This is a genomic window from Pseudotabrizicola sp., assembly GCF_030656345.1.
Lineage (GTDB): Bacteria > Pseudomonadota > Alphaproteobacteria > Rhodobacterales > Rhodobacteraceae > Pseudotabrizicola.
Map to the genome: position 1 here is coordinate 58,125 of NZ_JAUSNR010000006.1, position 20,442 is coordinate 78,566.

At 64.8% G+C, this 20,442-nt stretch carries 17 protein-coding genes and 1 tRNA gene; 7 read left to right on the forward strand and 11 right to left on the reverse strand.

Features of this window, described 5'->3' with window-relative positions; genetic code table 11:
• Positions 1-98: 98 nt before the first annotated feature.
• Positions 99-1,127 (reverse strand): ornithine cyclodeaminase, encoded by a 1,029-nt coding sequence (locus tag Q7J44_RS02225; protein ID WP_304876569.1) that lies wholly within the window; start codon positions 1,125-1,127, stop codon positions 99-101.
• A gap of 10 nt (positions 1,128-1,137) precedes the next feature.
• Entirely contained in the window at positions 1,138-2,061 is a 924-nt protein-coding gene (rocF, locus tag Q7J44_RS02230; protein WP_304876571.1) for an arginase, read from the reverse strand.
• Positions 2,062-2,172: 111 nt separating this feature from the next.
• Here rocF and Q7J44_RS02235 point away from each other — a divergent pair, with 111 nt between their 5' ends.
• From Q7J44_RS02235 to Q7J44_RS02245, 3 genes are all read left to right on the forward strand, one after another.
• The gene (locus Q7J44_RS02235) at positions 2,173-2,604 is read left to right on the forward strand and encodes an Lrp/AsnC family transcriptional regulator (protein WP_304876573.1); all 432 of its coding nucleotides are present in this window, start codon (positions 2,173-2,175) and stop codon (positions 2,602-2,604) included.
• Positions 2,605-2,797: 193 nt separating this feature from the next.
• A complete protein-coding gene (locus Q7J44_RS02240; RefSeq protein ID WP_304876575.1) occupies positions 2,798-4,300 on the forward strand; it encodes an ATP-binding protein in 1,503 nt (500 codons plus the stop codon).
• 118 nt (positions 4,301-4,418) lie between these two features.
• Entirely contained in the window at positions 4,419-5,777 is a 1,359-nt protein-coding gene (locus Q7J44_RS02245) for a GntP family permease (RefSeq protein ID WP_304876576.1), read from the forward strand.
• Positions 5,778-5,803: 26 nt separating this feature from the next.
• Here Q7J44_RS02245 and Q7J44_RS02250 read toward each other — a convergent pair whose 3' ends face one another.
• From Q7J44_RS02250 to Q7J44_RS02270, 5 genes are all read right to left on the reverse strand, one after another.
• Positions 5,804-6,862, reverse strand: coding sequence for a 2Fe-2S iron-sulfur cluster-binding protein (locus tag Q7J44_RS02250; RefSeq protein ID WP_304876578.1), 1,059 nt, complete (start codon positions 6,860-6,862; stop codon positions 5,804-5,806).
• Positions 6,859-7,620, reverse strand: coding sequence for a PepSY domain-containing protein (locus Q7J44_RS02255; protein ID WP_304876580.1), 762 nt, complete (start codon positions 7,618-7,620; stop codon positions 6,859-6,861). Before Q7J44_RS02255 ends, Q7J44_RS02250 begins: the two co-directional genes overlap by 4 nt.
• Before the next feature lie 35 nt (positions 7,621-7,655).
• Complete coding sequence (locus tag Q7J44_RS02260; RefSeq protein ID WP_304876582.1) at positions 7,656-9,818, reverse strand: TonB-dependent siderophore receptor; 2,163 nt, start codon at positions 9,816-9,818, stop codon at positions 7,656-7,658.
• Positions 9,819-10,285: 467 nt separating this feature from the next.
• Positions 10,286-10,360: transfer RNA gene (locus Q7J44_RS02265), tRNA-Asn, on the reverse strand.
• 65 nt (positions 10,361-10,425) lie between these two features.
• Entirely contained in the window at positions 10,426-11,337 is a 912-nt protein-coding gene (locus Q7J44_RS02270; RefSeq protein ID WP_304876584.1) for an MBL fold metallo-hydrolase, read from the reverse strand.
• A gap of 29 nt (positions 11,338-11,366) precedes the next feature.
• On the opposite strand from Q7J44_RS02270, the gene Q7J44_RS02275 reads away from it, so the two are divergent.
• A complete protein-coding gene (locus Q7J44_RS02275; RefSeq protein ID WP_304876586.1) occupies positions 11,367-12,689 on the forward strand; it encodes an ATP-binding protein in 1,323 nt (440 codons plus the stop codon).
• Here the strand turns inward: Q7J44_RS02275 and Q7J44_RS02280 are convergent.
• From Q7J44_RS02280 to Q7J44_RS02290, 3 genes are read right to left on the reverse strand one after another with little or no spacing between them, the layout of a single operon-like run.
• Positions 12,686-13,336, reverse strand: a complete 651-nt coding sequence (locus Q7J44_RS02280; RefSeq protein ID WP_304876588.1) for an ATP-binding cassette domain-containing protein — start codon at positions 13,334-13,336, stop codon at positions 12,686-12,688. The genes Q7J44_RS02275 and Q7J44_RS02280 overlap by 4 nt on opposite strands.
• Entirely contained in the window at positions 13,333-15,006 is a 1,674-nt protein-coding gene (locus Q7J44_RS02285; protein ID WP_304876589.1) for an ABC transporter permease, read from the reverse strand. The genes Q7J44_RS02280 and Q7J44_RS02285 overlap by 4 nt, the downstream gene beginning before the upstream one ends.
• Entirely contained in the window at positions 15,003-16,208 is a 1,206-nt protein-coding gene (locus tag Q7J44_RS02290) for an ABC transporter substrate-binding protein (protein ID WP_304876591.1), read from the reverse strand. The genes Q7J44_RS02285 and Q7J44_RS02290 overlap by 4 nt, the downstream gene beginning before the upstream one ends.
• A gap of 175 nt (positions 16,209-16,383) precedes the next feature.
• Between Q7J44_RS02290 and Q7J44_RS02295 the strand changes: the two genes are divergently transcribed.
• Positions 16,384-17,013 (forward strand): CDP-alcohol phosphatidyltransferase family protein, encoded by a 630-nt coding sequence (locus Q7J44_RS02295; RefSeq protein ID WP_304876593.1) that lies wholly within the window; start codon positions 16,384-16,386, stop codon positions 17,011-17,013.
• On the opposite strand, the gene Q7J44_RS02300 is transcribed toward Q7J44_RS02295, so the two are convergent.
• Complete coding sequence (locus Q7J44_RS02300; RefSeq protein WP_304876595.1) at positions 17,010-18,224, reverse strand: FAD-binding domain-containing protein; 1,215 nt, start codon at positions 18,222-18,224, stop codon at positions 17,010-17,012. The genes Q7J44_RS02295 and Q7J44_RS02300 overlap by 4 nt on opposite strands.
• A 177-nt stretch (positions 18,225-18,401) precedes the next feature.
• Here Q7J44_RS02300 and Q7J44_RS02305 point away from each other — a divergent pair, with 177 nt between their 5' ends.
• Together Q7J44_RS02305 and clpX are read left to right on the forward strand one after the other, a co-directional pair.
• Entirely contained in the window at positions 18,402-19,034 is a 633-nt protein-coding gene (locus Q7J44_RS02305; RefSeq protein ID WP_304876597.1) for an ATP-dependent Clp protease proteolytic subunit, read from the forward strand.
• A gap of 98 nt (positions 19,035-19,132) precedes the next feature.
• Positions 19,133-20,398 carry an ATP-dependent Clp protease ATP-binding subunit ClpX gene (gene clpX / locus Q7J44_RS02310; RefSeq protein WP_304876599.1) on the forward strand — a complete coding sequence of 422 codons (1,266 nt, stop codon included), beginning with the start codon at positions 19,133-19,135 and terminating at the stop codon, positions 20,396-20,398.
• The last annotated feature ends 44 nt before the right edge of the window (positions 20,399-20,442 follow it).

Sequence of the window (20,442 nt, forward strand, 5' to 3'; positions counted from 1 at the left end):
CGCCCTTTTTCTGTCCGGTCCACGGTGCCTTTGGCTCCGGCTTTCTTAACAAATCATAAAGATCGAAAATCCGGCCTGTAACACTGGGCAAAGCCCTGTCACCGCGCCCGCAGGATCATCCCGAACAGATCCCGCGGATCGTCCGGGTCGGCGATCATGTCCAGCTGGTCGCAGAACCCGGTTTCGTGCAACCGGGCGCGGATGTAGCGCAGAGCGCTGAAATCCTCGATCGCAAAGCCGACGCTGTCGAACAGGGTGACCTGCGCCGCATCGCGCCGGCCTGGCGCGTCGCCTGCGATGACCTGCCAAAGCTCGGTCACCGGGTGGTCGGGGGCCAGCTGCTGGATCTCGCCCTCAATCCGGGTCTGGGCCGGGTATTCCACAAAGATCGCCGCCCGCAGCAGGATGTCGCGGGCAAGCTCTGTCTTGCCCGGACAGTCGCCTCCCACCCCGTTGATATGGACCCCGGCACCGACCATGTTGTCGGTCAGAATGGTCGCATTGGCCTTGTCCGCCGTCACTGTGGTGATGATCCCTGCGCCCAGAATCGCCTCCTCTGCCGTCCGGCAAGAGGTCACCGTCAGGCCGCGCCCCGCCAGATTGGCCGCACATTTCGCGGTGGCCTTGGGGTCCAGATCATACAGCCGTACCTCGGTCACCCCGCAGATCGCCTTGAAGGCGAGGGCCTGAAACTCCGCCTGCGCCCCGTTGCCGATCAGCGCCATGGTGGCGGTCTTCGGGGCCAGCCACTTTGCCGCCATCGCCGAGGTCGCTGCCGTGCGCAGCGCGGTCAGGATGGTCATTTCCGACAGCAGCAGCGGATAGCCGGTCTCTACATCCGCCAGCAGGCCAAAGGCCGTCACCGTCTGCAACCCCCGTTTGAGGTTCGCCGGATGGCCGTTCACATATTTGAAGCCATAAGTCTCGCCGTCCGATGTCGGCATCAGCTCGATCACCCCCACATCGGAATGCGAGGCAACACGCGGGGTCTTATCAAACTGCGGCCAGCGGCGGAAATCGGCCTCGATCTCTGCGGCCAGATCCACCATCACACGTTCTACGCCCAGATGAAGCACCAGCTTCATCATGTTGGCGACGCTGACAAAGGGCACAAGGTTCAGGGTCATGATCCGCGCCTCACTTCGCACGCGTCGGGCGGTCAAACACCTTTTTGCCCATCAGACTGCCGACCAGATCGACCATCAGCCGGGCCGTCACGCCGCGGTCATCCAGAAACGGGTTCAGCTCTACCAGATCAAGGCTGGTGACCAGACCGGAGTCGTGCAGCAGTTCCATCACCAGATGCGCCTCACGGAAGGTGGTGCCGCCGGGCACGGTGGTGCCGACCGCAGGCGCAATGGCGGGGTCGAGGAAATCGACATCCAGGCTGACATGCAGCATCCCCCCCGCCGCGCGCACGCCTTCCAGAAACAGGCGCAGCGGGGCCACGACGCCATGTTCATCCAGCACCCGCATGTCATTGATGGCGATGTCATGCTCCAGCAGCGCCGCATGTTCGGCCGGATCGACCGAGCGGATGCCGTAAAGGCAGATCCGGTCAGCAGGCACCGGGGCGGGGAAGAGCGGAAACGCCTCAAACCCCGCGCGTCCGGCGATATAGGCAACGGGGGTGCCGTGCAGATTGCCGCTGGTGGTGGTCATCGGCGTGTGGAAATCCGAATGCGCATCCAGCCACAGCAGGAACAGGGGCCGCCCGGTCCGGCTGGCATGCGCCGCCGCCCCCGAGACCGAGCCGAGCGCCAGCGAATGATCGCCGCCAAGGATGATCGGCATCGCCCCATCCGTCAGCGCCTGTTCCACCTTTTCCGCCAGCACCTGCGTCCAGCCCAGAACCTCGGCCAGCGAATGCACCGCCGGGTTGGGGCAGGGCGGGGCCACCACCTGCGGGCAGGTCAGATCGCCCCAGTCTTCCACCCCATGGCCCTGACCGGAAATCGCCTGCGCCAGACCGGCCACGCGGTAAGCCGCCGGGCCCATCAGGCAGCCGGGCCGCTGTTGGCCTGCGTCGACGGGTGCGCCGATAAGGATGGTCTGGGTCATTGCAATCTCCTGTGCTTCGGGCAAGAATTGCGCAGAAGGCTGGTGTCTTCATCCGGTTTCCTGTGCAAAATGCGCAAGGGTTCCGTCAAAACGGCAGGGGATATGCGCAAAATGGACGATACCGATACCCGCCTGCTGTCGGAACTGCGCCGCGACGGCCGTGCTGCCATTTCCGATCTGGCCGACAGCCTTGGCCTGTCCCGCGCCACCGTCCGCGCCCGGATGGAGCGGCTGGTGGAGCGGGGCGAAATTGCGGGCTTTACCGTGGTGACGCGCGCCGATGTCACCTCTGCCGCCGTGCGCGCCCTGATGATGATCGGGATCGAAGGCAAGGGTGCCGAACGCACCATGGCCCGGCTGGCGGGCCTGCCTGCGGTGCAGGCGGTGCATTCCACCAACGGGCGGTGGGATCTGATCGTCGATCTGGCGACCCAGACCCTGCAGGAGCTGGACGAGGTGATCTTTCGTATCCGCAACATCGACGGGGTGATGACAAGTGAGACCAACCTGCTGCTGAGCACCCGCAAAGCCGGTCGCCGCTGAAGGCATGTGCGTTAAGGCGCTGGTGACGCCTGCGCTGCATTCTATGGTTCTGAAACGGCGCAAAGGGTGCTGCCGCCTTTTGCCCTGAACCGCCCCATCAGCCACCACAACTCTGACGCATTTTTTGATTACGCGCCGTGGTTGAACTGCAATAGTGTCCTTGTGGAGGTGCCATGAAAATACCAAGCCAGAAATGACCACGCCGCAGACTTCAGGGCAGGATCGGACGATCCGGCCCGGCCGACGGCACAGCATCGGTTGGCTTGATGCCTTTCTGACCATGGCCGAACGGATCAGCCCCTTTCATCTGAACGCGGCACTGGTCGCAATCATTTTTGGGTCCAGCCTGATTCTTTCGCTGCTGTTTGCCGCTCTGTTTGCGCCGTTGGTGGGCATGCACCCCGAGGCCCCGCTGTTCGAAATTGTGGTGCTGACTGCGGCGTTTGTCTCGGTGATCATTGCCGTGCCTGCGGTCATGTACGCCAACGCATTGCTAAGGAAAATCAGTGGTGTGCGCCGCCAGTTGCGCGATGCCCTGACCGAGGCGACACTGGCGAACCGCGCAAAATCCGAGTTTCTGGCCAATATGAGCCATGAGATCCGCACCCCGATGAACGGGGTTCTGGGCATGGTGCAGGTTCTGGACGCCACCGCGCTGACCGACAGTCAGCGGGAAAGCCTGCGTCTGATCCGCGTGTCCGGTGACATGCTGATGTCGCTTATCGACGACATCCTTGATCTGTCCCGGATCGAGGCCGGGCGGATCGATCTGCGGCTGTCCGCCAATGCGCTGATCAGATCGCTGGCAGATACCGTCGCCCTGTTTCAGGCCAGAGCAGAGGAAAACGGCACCTCGCTTACGTTTATCGCGGCCCCCGATACGCCCGAACGGCTGGTCTATGATTCGGTGCGGGTCAGGCAATGTCTGGGCAACCTTGTTTCCAACGCGGTGAAGTTCACACAGGGCGGCACCATCACGGTCACATTGTCGGCGCTGCCACAGGGTGCCGGGCAGGCCGAAGTTACGCTGACCGTGCAGGATACCGGGATCGGGATGGACCCGGCTGCGCAACGCAAGCTGTTCGAAGCCTTTGCGCAGGCTGAGAATACTCCGGTCCGGGACTATGGTGGCACCGGCCTCGGGCTGGCCATTTCGCGCCGGCTGGCCCGGATGATGGGCGGTGACATCACGGTCACCTCGGCAGCCGGGGTCGGTTCCTGCTTTGTGTTCCGGTTTCGGGGCAAAACCCTTACGCCGGTCAGCGGGGGGGCGGCTGATGTTGTGGAACCCGTCGCCAGCCAGACCGCCAATCTGCAGGGCATCTCGATTCTGGTGGTGGATGACAGCACGGTAAACCGCCGTGTGGCCTGCGGTCTGCTGGCGCCTCTGGGGGCCCTGTGCCATGAGGCTTCGGGGGGTGAAGAGGCGCTTGCCCTATTGGCCGGGTGTCAGACCGATCTGATCCTGCTCGACATGCAGATGCCGGGGATGGACGGCGCCGCCACTTTGCAGGCGATCCGCACCTCTGGCACGCCGTGGGCACAGGTGCCGGTGGTCGCGTTGACCGCCAACGCGATGGAGGGCGAGCGGCGGCGCTGTCTGCAGATGGGCATGCAAGGCTATGCCAGCAAGCCGGTGCGTCTGGCAGCCCTGCTGGAGGAGATCACCCGCGCCTTGCCCGACGCGCGGCCCTGACCGCCGGGCGTTTGCCACGGGGCGGCAGCGAAATCACAGCACCACGCGGCCCCGCGCACAGATATCTCGCATATCCCGGATCGTTCGCCTATGCTGCAACGCAGCAACGGAGGGCCTTGTGAGTGTTGTTCTGATCCTTGCCGCCTTGGCGACGCTGATCGTTGGCGCGTGGCGCGGCGTATCGGTGCTGGTGCTTGCGCCTGCGCTGGCCATGCTTGCGGCACTGGCCTCGGGTGCGCCGGTCCTTGCCGGGTATACCCAGGTCTTCATGCAGGCGGCAGGGGCGTTTGTGGTGGCGTTCTTTCCGCTGTTTCTGCTGGGTGCCGTCTTCGGCAAGGTGATGGAGGCCTCGGGGGCCGCCGCCCGTCTGGCCTCTGCCATCATCACGACGCTGGGGTCGCAAAATGCCATTCTCGCCGTGGTGCTGAGCTGCGCCGTGCTGACCTATGGCGGGGTGTCGCTGTTCGTGGTGGCCTTTGCGGCATGGCCGCTGGCGCGTGCCCTGTTCGCACAGACCGGATTGCCCGCCCGGCTGATCCCGGCGGCGATCGCGCTGGGGGCGTTTACCTTTACCATGACCGCCTTGCCCGGCACCCCGTCGATCCAGAACGCAATTCCGATGGCAACCTTTGGCACGACATCCTTTGCCGCCCCCGGTCTGGGGCTGATTGCGGGCGCTGTGATGCTGGCGATCGGGCTGGTGTGGTTGCAGTTTCGCGTGCGGGCGCTTGCAGGCGATCCGGCCCCCGACGCGCCCGAGACCGCGCCGGATGCGCCACCGCTTGCCCTGTGGGTCGCGCTGGTGCCGATCCTGTCGGTCGGGGTGGTCACATTGCTGATGGGCACTGTCCTGCTGCCCGCGATGGATACCGGCTATCTTGCCGATCCGGCCTTTGGCGCGACGGATCTGTCGCGGGTCAAAGGGCTGTGGTCGGTGATCACGGCGCTTGCGGTGGCCTTGGCTCTGGCGCTGATCCTGAGCCGCCCGGCCAATATGATGCAGGTCCTGAACACCGGCGCCGAATCTGCGCTGCTGCCCTTGTTCAACACCGCCAGTCTGGTGGGCTTTGGCGCGGTGATCGCCTCTTTGCCGGGGTTTGAGGTGTTGCGGGCAAGTCTTGACGGGCTGTCCGGCGGCAACGTTCTGATCGCGGCGGCCCTGTCGTCCAGCGCTCTGGCGGGCATCACCGGATCGGCCTCGGGCGGCATGTCGATCGCGCTGGATGTGCTGGGACCATCGCTTCTGGCGCAGGCTTTGGTTCAGGGTGTTGAACCTGCGCTGCTGCACCGCGTGGTCGCGGTCGCAACCGGGGGTCTTGACACGCTGCCCCACAACGGCGCGGTCATCACGCTGCTGGGGATTTGCGGAATGACCCACAAGCAGGCCTATGGCGATATCTTTGTGGTGGCGGTGCTGGCCCCCACGATGGCCTGCATGATCATTATCGTGCTGGGAATGATGTTCGGCAGTTTTTGAGCTTCACTTTGGCGTGGCGGGACCTGCTACGCCAGATGACGCAGGGTGATGTCGGTTTCCGGAATGACCGAACAGGCAAGGACACGTCCGGTGACCGGGTGTCCGGTGGCGATGTCGCGGACGCGGCCTTGCAGGATTTCGACCGAGCACAGGCTGCATTCTCCGGTGCGGCATTCGCTGTCAGGCGCGATGCTGCCGCGCTCCAGCGCTTCTAGCAGCGAACCGATGCGGCCGGGGCGGAAACTGTGGCTGCCCATGGTGATGGTGATGCCAAGGTCTTCGGGCGGCAGCGCAAGTGAAAACGCCTCGACATGCAGCCGCGCCGCCGGAAGCCCCGCGGCCAAAAGATCATGGCTCAGAACTGAGGTCAGACTGTCGCCGGCACAGATCATGACATGCGTTTCGGGGCCGGTCCGTGCGAGGATATCGGCCGCCGTCAGCCGGGCCTGGGTGGCGGTTGCGCGCGGAATGTAGCGGAACCCGCAATACCGGGCCGAAAGCTGCGTCAAAGCCGCGCGCCACAGCAGTTCTGGCACCGTGCGCGCGGTCTGGTGCAGGGTGACCGGAGCCGCCCAAGGCTGCGCCGCACGCTGCATCACCAATGCGCGGAACGGCGTCACGCCTATTCCGCCCGCAACCAGCAGCAGCGGCGCGCGCGGGTCAGGGTCGGTGAAATGCCCGCGCGGGGCCGAAACCGGCCACCGGGTCAGGGGCCGGGCAGAACGGTGCAGCACGGCGCTTGCGTCCGTGCCCTTGCGGATTGCCAGACAATACCACAAGGGAAAGCGGTGCCAGGCCGCCAGAGAATAGGCGCGCTTTGCAAGGCGTCCGTCGGGCAGCGGAACACTGACAACCACATGCTGCCCGGCGGAAAACCGGGGCAGCAGAAACGGCCAGCCCACCAGCCAGAGGCGGAACAGATCCGGTGCCGGGTCATCGCGCCAGATCACCCTCAGCCGCAGCCCTGTCACCGCAGTTTCAGCGGCATGCCTGCGCCACACCGCAGCGACGCCCCCCGCCAGATGCCACAGGCCAAAGCCAGCGGGCAGGGCGATCAGCAGGATGGCGAGGACCAGTCCGGTCATTCCGCAGGCATCGCAAACGCTTTGTCGCGCGGCACCAGCTTTGCCTCGGCCTGACGGGCCTTTGCCTTTTCAGACCGGCGCCAGATGACGATGCCGGTGATGCCCAGCAGAACCATCGCCCCGCCGACAAGGTCGATCCAGATCCATTCCCAGGTCTTGCCAAAGAAAAACTTGCCGGTGTGCAGGTCCATCACCAGCTTTGCCAGCGTATAGGGCGGGGCAACCCCAAGTGCGGCACCCGCCTGCAGCGGCGCGCCAAACGTGGGGTCGGGGCGGGCGATGCCATGAACACTGACCCGCCAGACCCTGTCGTCCGCCGTTGCCAGAAATCCGCCGCCGGTCTGCCGGGACAGGCTGCGGAACTCACCGTTCGCCACTTTGGTCCAGTCTTGTGACGGCGATTGCACAAACAACCCCTCTTTGGCGGCTGCCACCAGCGCGCCACTGTCCAGCCGGTCCAGATCGCGCAGGTCATAGGGCAGGCCGGCATCCACCGGTGCCGCCCCGTTTTCAGACCGCATCAGACCGTATTTGGTTGCGTAAAGCACCGCACCCTCTGCCCCGGTCGCAACAGCGCGCACTTCGTATTGCAGCAGCAGGGCCTTCTCCCGGGCGGGGGCGTCGGCTGCGATGGGCAGATGAACCTCTTTGGTGCCAAGGCTGGTGTCATGGGCAATCAGAATGGCCGTACCGCCGACAATCAGGATCGGCACGATCAGCAAGACAGAGGCCCAGGTGTGGATTTTGCGCAGGTTCATGATGATCTCCGTTAAATGCGTCAGGGGGTGCCGGGTCAAAAGCGCTTGGTCAGGCCGGCCGAGATCAGATAGGGGCCGGATTCGCGTTCAATGTCGCCATTGGCCTTGCGCTTGACGCGCTCTGTCCGCAGCAGGTTTTCGCCCATCAGATAGACCTGCGTGCCGTTTTCAAAAGTGTAGGTGGTCTTGAGGTCCAGCGTCAGTTCGCTGTTGCGCACTTCGTCGCCACTGTCGCCGGACGAGGTGATCTTTCCGGTGTACCCGGCGGCCGCCATCAGCGACAGGCTGTCAGACGGGCTGCGCCATTCGACAAACACATCCCCCCAGAGCTTGGGCTGCTCTTTGAACGCGCGGGTCGCCCCGGTTGCGGCAACGTGCAGCCGGGATGTTGCCCAGTTCTGGTTTGACCCGAGGGTGAACCCGCGCCAGACCGGGCTGGCCAGATGATCAAGGCTGACACGCTGTGTCAGCGACAGGCCGGTGGTTGTGCCGTTGCCGACATTTTCGGGCGAAACCAGCGCATTGCCGCTGCCATCGGTGCCGATCGTCACATCCTCGATCACGCCCTTGATATTGCGGTGCCACAGGCCGAACACCAGTTCGGCCCGCTCGCCCTTGTAGGTCATGTCCAGATCGTAGGTGATGGCCGTCTGCGGCTGCAGGTCGGGGTTGCCGATGGTGGTCTTGCTGCCGCTGGTGGTCATGAACGGCGACAACTGGTCAAACTTAGGCCGGTTGACCGAGGTGCCGATGCCGCCCGACAACATCCACCTGTCATTGGCCTGCCAGCTTGCGACGAAAGACGGCAGCACATCGCGCGAGGTTCCCCCCGCCCGGTTGCCCGTCGTCGGATCAAAGCCGTTCAGGTGGTTGTATTCATAGCGAAGGCCCGGCTTGAGGGTGACGTCTCCGGCTGAGAAGTCACCCATGACAAAGGCGGCGGCGTATTCCTCATCCAGCACATAGCGGTCTTTGCCGGTGGCCAGAACGCCGTTCTTGTCCTTGTCCTTGACGCGGTGTTTGTCGCGATAGGCAAAGCCTGCCTTGACCTTCCCGTCCAGCGGACCAAAGGCGACCGGAATCTTGGCATCCCCCTCAAGGCTGCGGTTTTCATCCACCTTGTGCTCGGTTTCGACCTCGGTGGTCTGCAGCGTGCCATTGGCGCGATAGGTGTGCTTCAGCTTGGTCTTGTCTTCGTCGCCCCGCATCAGACCCGCGCGCGCCTGCACCGCGACGGTGCCAAAGGTCTGGGCCCATGACAGGGTTGCGCCACGGGTCTGCTTGACCTTGTCTTCGGCTTCCGCCTCAGACCCGTTGGCAGCACCTGCGGCTGTGAACTTCGCCTTGGTCTTGCCCTTGGACTCTTCCTGCCACAGCCAGAGCGGCTTGAACCGGAACGTGCCTGCATCGGTGCCGACCATCACATCCCCCAGAAACTCCCGCGATGTGATGGGTTTGGTCTCGCTCTCGGTTTCGCGTGATCCGTTGGCCGCAAGTTTGACTTTGTCTTTTGACCCTCCGTCGCGCGAAAAACTCAGCACCGCCTGCGCGCCGAAATCGGGGGTGATCATGCCACCGATATGGCCGGTCAGACCATAGGTGCTGACACCATCAGACCCTGCGCCGCCGCTGACCGCAATGCTGCGCGTCAGAGTTTCGGGAATATCCCTGGTGTGCAACAGCACCTTGCCGGCGATGCCATCGGCTTCCATGTCTGCGGTTTTGGCGCGCACCACCTCGACCGAGTCGACCATCGCCACGGGAAAGCGGTCCAGGTTGAATTCGCGCTTTTCGCCGCCGTCGGGAAGTTGCAGCCCGTCGACCACGGTGCGGGTGTATTCCTTGTCCATCCCAAGCACCCGCGCATCCTTGTCTTCGCCGGGGCCGCCGCCCGTGGTGACAGAGGGCAGGCGCTTGACCAGCGTATTGGCGCGTGTGCCGGTTGGCAGGCGGTCAAACTGGCTGCGGTCCAGTGTGGCACCGGGCATGTCCCCCCGACCGACACCCCGACCAAGGCAGACCGGGCGGGTGTCCCCCTCTGTCCGGGCGGCATCAAGGGGCAGGCAGTTGGCGGCAGACAGGCCATTCACGATGATGGAGTCGAGCTCGATCGCCGCCGGATCGGCGTAATGCGCCTGTTGGGCAAGACCGGCCGCCGCCGGAAGGCAGAGCGCTGAAGTCAGCAGCAGTTTGCGCATATGTCCCTCTGTGACCCTTTGGGTCATCAATGGTTCGGGCGCTGGCTTACCGTCTGGCTGACGCGACACTGCGTGATTTGTCGTATCCGAGTATTACAGTCAAGAATTCTTTAAACCAGAACATATCTCCGGATCAGAATTTTCAGAACACGCCCTGTGCTGCCGCCCGGTGGCGACAATGCCTGCCGCATAAAGCAGCAAGACCCGCCCAGGTCGCTGTGGCGCAAGAGGATCAGGGTGACCAGCATACCGAAACCTTCGGAACCCGCGGCGGCCATGCCCTTCGGTTCTGCAAAGCCTGAACCGTGGCACCCTCACAAGGTCGGAGTTGTGGTGTCGGAGTTGTGGTTGCACAAGGTGCAGGCAAACAACGCCGCGCAACTGCTGACGAGATGCCCGTCACCTCAAAAGCAGCCCTCACCGAGGCCGCGAGGCCTACAGTAAGTAGCTGAAATCTTTTGGATTTTTGGCTCCGGCGGTAGGGATCGAACCTACGACCAATTGATTAACAGTCAACTGCTCTACCGCTGAGCTACGCCGGAACACGTGGGCCGTATAGCAAGTGGTTTTGGGGGCGTAAAGGGGATATGGGGAAAAATCGTCATCCTCAGGCGGTTCGGCTGAAGATTGTGTCGGGGCCGGGCAGATCCTTGCAGGTCACCAGGTTTCTTTGTTCCAGATCAATAAGATGCGCCAGGACGTTTCTTTGGGCGGCGGGCAGCAGGGCGGCGGGTGTGGTGTGGTAAAGGCGGCGGGTCAGGGTGGCGGGGCTGGCGGGGCCGGAGTTCAGGGCGGCCAGCACCCCGGCCTCACGCGCGCGGCGGTGGTCTGACAGGGCCTGCAGGCGGGCGTGGACCTCTGGCACCCCTTCGCCATGGCCCGGCAGCATCAGGCGCCAGCGTTCCGCCATCAGACGGTCAAGCGAGGCCATATAGGCCGCCATATCCCCGTCGGGCGGCGAGATCAGGCTCGTCGCCCAGCCCATGGCGTGGTCGCCCGACAGCAGCACATCGCCAAAGCCCGCGCAGATATGCCCGCCCATATGGCCGGGTGTGTGCAGGATGCGCAGGCCCGGCGCGCCGCAGGGCAGCACTTCGCCATCGGCCACCCGCCTGTCGGGGCGAAAGTCGTGATCCACGCCTTCGCCGCCGCCCGCAAGCCCGCTGGCCATCAGCCGCGCCATCCCAGCGCTGCGCCCGGACGCGGCATCGCCAAAGGCGAGCACCGGGGCGGATGTCAGGGCCGAAAGCGGCCGGGCCGCGTCGGAATGGTCTTTGTGGGCATGTGTGACCACAATGGCCGAGACGCGGTCTGAGGCCCCAAGCGCCGCAGTGATCGCCGCAATATGCGACGGATCGTCGGGGCCGGGATCGACCACGATCACGCCCGCGCCATGGCCCAGAATATAGGTGTTGGTGCCCGGCCCGGTCATGGCCGAGGGGTTGGGTGCCAGAATCCGCCGGATATCGCTTGTGATCCGCTCCACCACGCCTGCCTGCACCGTGTTGCCCGCTTTCATTTGCCGCTTTGCGCGGCTAGGCTAACGGCATGCGCCTCAGCCTCAAGCCCTTTTTGCCCCGCAGCCTGTTCGGTCGTGCCGCGCTTATACTGGTGGTGCCGATCATCACCGTGCAGCTGATCGTGTCGGTCGCCTTTATCCAGCGCCATTTCGAAGGCGTCACCCGGCAGCTGGTGCATGGCGTGGTGGTCGAGCTGGCCCTGCTGCGCGACGCGGTCGAAACCGCCGACAGCCCCGAGGCCGCCCTTGCCGCCGTGCGCCCGATTGCCGATACGGTCGAAATGACGGTTGATCTGCCTGCGGCAACCCGTGCCGGGGCCGATCTGCGCGACTGGTCCGATCTGACCGCGCGGCCCGTGATCGCCGAGCTGCGCAGCCGCCTGCCCAATGTGCTGTCGATTGATCTGGCCAGCCAGAAGGGCATTGTGCTGCTGGCCGAGCAGACCCGCCACGGGCCGATGCTGGTGTCTTTGCCGCGCGCGCGCGTGTCGGCATCCAACCCGCATCAGTTGCTGGTGATCATGATGCTGGCCTCGGTCCTGATGACCCTGATCGCCTATCTGTTCCTGCGCAATCAGCTTCGGCCGATCAAGCGGCTGGCCGAGGCGGCGGCGGCCTTTGGCAAGGGCGACGCGGTGCCCTACCGCCCGCGCGGCGCGCTGGAGGTGCGGGCGGCGGGAGCGGCGTTTCTGGATATGCGGGCCCGGATCGAACGCGCGATCGAGACCCGGACGCTGATGCTGTCTGGCGTCAGCCATGACCTGCGCACGCCGATCACCCGGCTGCGGCTGGGGCTGTCGATGCTGCCCGAGGATGAGGACACGCTGGCGCTGCTATCCGACGTGCGCGAGATGGAGCGGCTGGTCGATGCGTTTCTGGCCTTTGCCCGGGGCGATGCGATGGAAGAGCCGGTTGACTGCGATCCGGCTGAAATTGCCGGCCGGATTGTCGAGAATGCGGCACGCGCGGGTCAAAGCCTTGAGTGGGAGTCGCGGCTGGATGGCCCGGTTCAGATGCGCATGCGCCCGCAGGCGGTGCAGCGCGCGGTCGAGAACCTGACCGGCAATGCCTTGCGCCATGGCGACAAGGTGAAGCTGACGCTGTCTGCCACCGACCGGGGCGTGCGCTTTGTGGTGGAGGACAACGGGCCGGGGATACCGGAGACCCAGCGCGAGGCGGCGATGGCCCCCTTTGCCCGGCTGGGGGCGGCGCGTGACCCCAACCACGGCGGCGGGGTCGGTCTGGGCCTGTCAATCGCGGCAGATGTGGCGCGCAGCCATGGCGGGCGGCTGATGCTGGGCCGGTCGGAAAGCCTTGGCGGGCTGCGGGCCGAGCTGTTTCTGGCGCGCTAAAGCGTGACGGGTTCGCCAAGCGGTGTCACCACTGGCCCCCCAGCCGCGCGCGCATCCTCGGCGTCATGGGTGACCAGCACGACGGGCAGCCCTTCGGTCCGGATGCGCGACAGCACAAAGCTGCGGATCTGCACCCGCAGGCTGGCATCAAGGCGCGAAAACGGCTCATCCAGCAGCAAGGCGCAGGGCCTGGCCAGCAGCGTGCGCATCAGCGCCACGCGGGCGCGTTGCCCGCCCGACAGCGTGGCCGGATCACGCCCGGCAAACCCGGACAGCCCGGCCTGATCCAGCGCATCATTCACAGCCGCCCGCCGTGCCGCGCGACCCTTGACCGCAGGCGGCAGCGCAAAGGCCAGATTGTCGCCCACCGACAGATGCGGAAACAGCACATCATCCTGAAACAGCAACCCGACGCTGCGTTTGTGCGGGGGCAGGGTGGTGATGTCGCGCCCGGCCAGCAGGATCTGCCCCTCGCGCCGGAACACCGGGGGCAGCGTGCCCATCATGGCGGCAAGGGCTGTGGATTTGCCGGAACCCGACGGGCCCATGATCGTCAGCACCGCGCCGGGGGCAACCGTTTGGGTCAGGGACACCACCAGCGCGCCGCCCTGGCTGATGCGCAGGCCCTTCAGGTCAACCCCGCTCATGCCGCCACCGCCATGCCGCGCCGGTTGCGGAACAGGATGGCGGGCAGCAGCAGCGCAAGCGCAAAGCCGAGCGCGGGCAGCAGCATCTGCAGCAGGGCATAGGTGCCGATCAGCCTGCGGTTGCCCCCCGATGACAGGGCCACGGCTTCAGTGGTCAAGGTCTCCACCCGGCCGCCGCCGATCAGCAGGGTCGGCAGGTATTGCCCGACCGACACCGCAAGCCCCACCGCCGCCGCCGTCAGCACCGGGCGCAGCAGCATGGGCAGGCGCAGCCGCCAGAACACCCGCGCAGGGCTGGCCCCCAGCGACAGACCGGCGACCGATATGCGCGGGTCCCATGCCCGCCAGCCGGGCGCGAGCGACAAGAACACATAAGGCAGCACAAAGACCAAATGGGCGGCGGCTACCGCCAGCCAATGCCCCTCAACCCCGCTGCGCAGCGCGGCGATCTGCAGGCCGGGCAGAAAGGCCACCTGCGGCACCAGCAGCGGCAGGTACAGCACCCACAGCGCGCGGGTGTCCGGCGACAGGGCAAAGCGGTGCTCGGCCTCCAGGCAGGCCAGCACAAGCGCCAGCGACAGAGCGGTGGCGGTCATCGCGATGCCAAGCGTCAGCGCCCCGGTGCGGGCGAGATCGGGGGCGGCGCGGGCCCATGTCCGCAGCGTCAGGGTTTCGGGCAGGGCCGCGGGAAACTGCCACAGCCCCGCCACCGACCATGTGGCCAACCCCGCCAGCCCCAGAATCAGCGCCCCCGCCGTCACCGTCCCGGCAAAGATCGCCAGCGTGCGGGCGAGGGCATCCAGCCCATGTGCGCGCAGTCCCATCTGTGCCAGGGACACGATCATCCGGCGTACCAGACGCTCGGCCAGCCGCCAGCCCAGAAGCGCCGCGATGACCAGCCCCAGCTGCAGCACCGCCCCTGCCGCCGCCGTGGCCTGAAACCGCAGCGTGGCGTCGGCCATCCAGACCACCACCTGCGCCGACAGCGTGTTGGGCCGGGTCGGGCCAAGGATCATCGCCATCTCGACCGCCGTCATCGAATAGGCCAGAACTGCATAAACCGGCAGCCGCAACTGCCTGTAAAGGCTTGGCAATACTGAAATCACAAAAGCCGCGATCCGCCCCGCGCCCAAGGATTGCGCCACATTCATCCGCCGCGCCACATCCGATTGCGGCAGGGCGGCAAGCGCCATCAGAAACAGGAACGGCACCTCTTTGGTGACCAGTCCCAGCGTCAGCGACAACCCGTAAGGGTCGTTCAGGATCAGCAGATCGGGCGGTTGGGTCCATCCGGTGGCCCAAGGGGAAAACAGCCGCACAATCCAGCCCGAGGGCGCGATCAGGAACGCCAGCCCAAGCGCCGCCGCCGCATGCGGCACCGACAGCAAGGGGGCCAGCAGATGCTGGACCGCTGTGAAAACCCGCGTGCCCCACAGACTGGCCACCAGCAGCAGCGTGATCCCCAGCGACAGCGCCGTTGCACCGATCCCAGTCGTCAGCGACAGCCAGACCGCCAAGCGCAGGCCGGGCCAGTCAAGAAGGTTGCGCAAGCCATTGGCATTGTCAGAAAATGCTGGAATCACTGTGCCCAGCAAACCCGCCATCACCGGCAGGATCAGCAGGGCCAGTGTCAGACCGGGGGCCCACCGCAGCAGGCCGCCCGTGATCATTGGGCGACGCCGTAGCGTTCCATCCAGTCCTGCCCGATCCGCACCATCCAGCTGCCATGCGGCTCCAGCAACGCCGGGCCGAGGTTGTCCGGGGAAAGTGTGGCCACGCCGAGTTCCAGCGCGTCAAAGCGGGCGCGGTCTGGTGCAGAAAGTGAAGAAAGGTTCAGAACCGTTTGAAATCCCAGCACATCCGGGTCTTGTGCCCGGGCCTGAATCTCGGGATCGAGCAGCAGATTGGCGATCACCTGCGCACCTGCCTGATGTGAGGCGTTGAACGGGATCGCCACGAAAGACGCGTTGCCGATGGTGCCGCTGTCAAAGGTGAAGGTCCGCACCGTATCTGCCAGATTTCCGGCTGCAATCTCTGCGCTCGCCCGGCCGGGGTTCAGGGCAAAGCCGATGTCAACTTCGGCATCGGCCAGCAGTTGCCCCAGTGCGGGTTCGTTCTGCGGATAGGCCGCCCCTGACCGCCACAGCGCCGGGGTCACCGCATCAAGCCATGCCCACATCGGGGCGACCGTCGCCTCATAGGTTGCGTCATCCAGCGGCAGTTGCATCACCATCGGGTCGGCCAATGTGCCGTAAGCCACTTGCTTGAGGAACGTCGTGCCCAGATAATCGGGCGGCTGCGGATAGGTGAAGCGGCCGGGGTTGGCGATGATCCAGTCTTTCAGCGCATCAAGGCTGCGCGGCGGCTGGGGCAGGCGGGTGCTGTCATATTCAAACACCAGCTGCGCCATCGCCCAGGGCGATTCATAGCCTTCGGTCGGCAGGGTGAAATCGGTGACCACCGCAGGCTTGCCCGCCACATCCACCAGTGGCCAGTTCGGCAGGCTTTCCGCAAAGGGGCCGAACAGCAGGCCCTGATCCTTCATGGCCGCGAAATTCTCGCCGTTGATCCAGATCAGATCGACAGCACCCCCGGTGACCGTGCCCGCATTCCGTTCGCCCAGCACCCGCGCGACCGCATCGGCGGTAGAGGCCAGTTTGACATGCGCCAGCGACACGCCGTGCCGCGCCTGCGCCTGTTCGCCGACATAGGCGATGAAATCGTTGATCTTCGGGTCACCACCCCAGGCATGCCAGTACACCGTCTGGCCGCGCGCCTGTTCCAGAATGCTGTCCCAGCTGGTTTGCGTCTGCGCCTGCGCCGGCAGGGCCAGCAGCGCGGCGGCGGCGATCAGAAAATGGCGTCTGTGCATAAAATACCCCTGTGAAATGGCCTGTCAGCCGACCTTGCCCGCTTGTCGCAGGATATATCTTCGGGATAGGCAAGGCAGGCCCGTGCACGCAAGAGAAATCCGGTGCGGACAACTGTTCGTGACGCCGGACCAGCGAATGTGCGGGACAGACTGTAAAGAGTGTGGAGTGCAAGGTATGCTTGACGGAGCCATGCGGCGGCTGATCGACCCGCCCCTGAACCATGCCGGTCGCTGGCTTGCCGCACGCGGTGCGACGGCGGATGGGGTTACGATTCTGGGCCTTGGGTTCGGGCTGGTGGCGGCGGGAATGCTGGCCTGGGGTCTGCCGGGCTGGCTGGCGCTGGTGCCGTTGCTGATTGGCCGGATCTTCGACGGGTTGGACGGGGCGGTGGCGCGGGCCACCTTCAAGACCGATTTCGGCGGCTATTTCGACATTTTCTGCGATTTCGTGTTCTACGCCGCGATTCCGCTGGCCTTTGTCCTGCGCGATCCGCCCGCGAATGCGGTGGCCGGGGCTTTCCTTTTGGCGGCATTTTATACAAATGCTGCCAGTTTTCTGGGCTATGCCATTATTGCCGCCAAACGCCGGATGACCACGGCACAGCAGGGGGAAAAGTCGCTGTATTACGCGGTCGGTTTGCTGGAGGGGACCGAGACGATTGCGTTTTTTGCGCTGATCTGTCTGTGGCCCGCGCTGTTCCCTGTTGCCGCACTCATCTTCGGCGCGCTGTGCCTGATGACCGCAGCGGCGCGGGTGGTGCTGGCGCGACGCGCGTTTTTCGACGCGCCATCCGGGCGCGATTAAACCAGCCCGCGCACCGCCTGATGAAAGCGGAAAAACCCATGCGTGGCATGGGGCCACAGCGCGGCATCATAGGGCCGCATCGCGCGGACCAGACGGATTTTTTCAGCTGCCAGCCGGGTATCGAGCGAGGCCAGCAGCCCCGCCACCGGCCCGACCGGGGCAAAGGGGGTCACCACCTGCGACGCCCCGGTCTGACGGGCCCAGGCGACCAGCGCATCCACCGCCCCCGGACCCTGCACCGGGCCGTGCAGGCTGGCCAGACCGGGGGCCAGACGGCGGCTGCAATCTGCCACGGCACCGCGCAGGAAGGACTTGACCAGCGGCGAGACCGGGCGTGGAGAGCGCGCATCGGGGGCCACCAGAAAGGCTGTGGATTTCGGGCGCAGGCCAGAATCTAGCAGCCAGTCGGGCGACAGATCGTCTTCGTGCAGCAAAAGCGCGGTCGGCAACTGCCGGTCCCACGCCCCGCCCTGCGGGCAGGGGCCGGGCACCGGATTGGCCGGGCCGGGCACTGCAAAGACCTGTTCCGCCAGACCTTTTGGCCAATACATCCCGTCACTGAGCGAGGTGATCACCTCGGGTCTGGCCAGATAGGCCTTGCCGGGGGTGTGCAGGCCGGCGACCCAACGCCAGGACAGGGTGTTCGACGCCGGATCGCCATCCAGCAGGTGGCGCAGAAAGAAATCCGCCCCCAGTTCCCACGGCAGATGCAGGGTGTAGATCCAGATCGAGGCAAAGCACATGCGCTGATGATTGTGCAGATAGCCGGTGGCGGTCAGCGCACGCGCCCAGTCATCAAAACCGTCAATCCCGGTGCGTCCGTCGCAGGCCGCGTCATAGGTATGGGCAAGATCGCGGTCGCGGTCCAGCCTGGCCAGCCCGGCATAGACCCCGGCCTGAGTCTCGCGCCAGAGCTGTGGCCGCATTTCCAGCCAGCCCTTCCAATAGGCGCGCCACAGCACCTCGGTCACAAACACCTCGGCGCGGCTGCCGTGGGCGGCGCGCGCGTCGCGGATCACCTCGGCCTCGGTCAGCAGGCGGTGCCGCAGATAGGGCGACAGGCGCGACACATGGTCATGCCCCTGCGTATGACCCTGCCCGTGCAGATTGCGCAGCTTTGCATAGTCATCCCCGGCGACCGGCAAAAACTGCGCCAGTCTGGCAAGGCCACAGGCGCGGGTCGCGATGGAAGGGGCGGTTGCAATTGTCATTGTCCGGCGCATCTAGGGCGCACGGGGTCGTGATCAAGCCTGCCCGGCCCCGCATCAAGGCCCCGGGTGGCAGGCAGGAAAACACCGCCCGCCCTTGCAGCCCCCGCATCGCCCTACTAAGACTCTGTCAACCACCGCCCGATATTCACCGATCAGACATACAAGAGGCAGGCCCCCATGCGCGATCCCGTTGATTACTTCACGAATAACCTTGTTCCCATGGTTGTCGAACAGACCAGCCGCGGGGAACGGGCCTATGACATCTTTTCGCGCCTGCTGAAGGAGCGGATCATCTTTGTGAACGGCCCGGTGCATGACGGCATGTCCACGCTGATCGTGGCGCAGCTTCTGCATCTTGAGGCCGAGAATCCGTCGAAGGAAATCTCGATGTACATCAACTCGCCCGGCGGTTCGGTCGTGGCGGGGATGAGCATTTATGACACCATGCAATACATCCGGCCCAAGGTCTCGACGCTGGTCTGCGGGTTGGCGGCATCCATGGGGTCGGTGATTGCGGTCGGCGGGGCCAAGGGGCAGCGATTTTCGCTGCCGAATGCGGAATTTCTGGTGCACCAGCCCTCGGGCGGGATGCAGGGCACCGCGGCCGATATCATGATTTCCGCCCGCCACATCGAACAGACCCGCGAACGCATGTACCAGCTGTACATGCGCCATACCGGGCAGGACTACGACACGGTGCGCGCCGCGATGGAGCGCGACAAGTGGATGACCCCGGAAGAAGCCAAGGAATGGGGCCATATCGACGAGATCGTGGCCAACCGCGACAAGCTCGACGACACGACGAAGTGACGCTTTGCCCCCCGGACGCTGGGTCCGGGGGGCAATTTGACATTGTGGAGGGTCCGGGCTTGGCCTAGACTTTCCCCTGACAAGGCTTGAGGAAACCCATGGCGAACAATTCCGGCGACAGCAAGAACACGCTTTACTGTTCCTTCTGCGGCAAAAGTCAGCACGAGGTGCGGAAGCTGATTGCCGGGCCCACGGTGTTCATCTGCGATGAATGCGTGGAACTGTGCATGGACATCATCCGCGAAGAGACCAAGGCCACCGGCCTGAAATCCACCGACGGGGTGCCGGCGCCGCGCGATATCTGCAAGGTGCTGGATGATTACGTCATCGGCCAGGTCCATGCCAAGCGGGTGCTGTCGGTGGCGGTGCACAACCATTACAAGCGCCTGAACCATTCGTCGAAATCCGATATCGAACTGTCGAAGTCCAACATCCTGCTGATCGGCCCCACCGGCTGCGGCAAGACCCTGCTGGCGCAGACGCTGGCGCGGATTCTGGATGTGCCCTTTACCATGGCCGATGCCACCACGCTGACCGAAGCCGGCTATGTGGGGGAAGATGTCGAAAACATCATCCTGAAACTGCTGCAAGCCTCGGAATACAACGTTGAACGCGCGCAGCGCGGGATTGTTTATATCGACGAGGTCGACAAGATCACCCGCAAATCCGACAACCCGTCGATCACCCGTGATGTGTCGGGCGAAGGCGTCCAGCAGGCATTGCTGAAGATCATGGAGGGCACCGTCGCATCGGTGCCGCCGCAAGGGGGCCGCAAGCATCCGCAGCAGGAATTCCTGCAGGTGGATACGACCAACATCCTGTTCATCTGCGGCGGGGCGTTTGCGGGTCTGGAAAAGATCATCGCGCAGCGTGGCAAGGGCTCGGGCATCGGCTTCGGGGCTGATGTGAAAGATCCTGATGGTCGCGGCGTGGGTGAGCTGTTCAAGGAGCTGGAGCCGGAAGATCTGCTGAAATTCGGCCTGATCCCGGAATTTGTCGGCCGTCTGCCGGTGCTGGCCACCCTGACCGATCTGGATGAACCGGCACTTGTCACCATCCTGACCGAGCCGAAGAATGCGCTGGTCAAACAGTATCAGCGGCTGTTCGATATCGAAGGCGTCAAGCTGACCTTTACCCCCGATGCGCTGGTCGCGATTGCCCGGCGCGCCATCAAGCGCAAGACCGGCGCGCGCGGGCTGCGCTCGATCATGGAAGATATCCTGCTGGACACCATGTTCGAACTGCCAGGGATGGAAGGCGTTCAGGAAGTCGTCGTCAAGGAAGAGGCGGTGACCGCCGGGGCCAAGCCGATCATGGTCTATACCGAGACGCCGAAGAAAAAAGAAACGGCGAACGCCGGGTGATCTGACAAAGCGCGGGGTCTGCCCGCGCTTTGAATTTTCGCAGA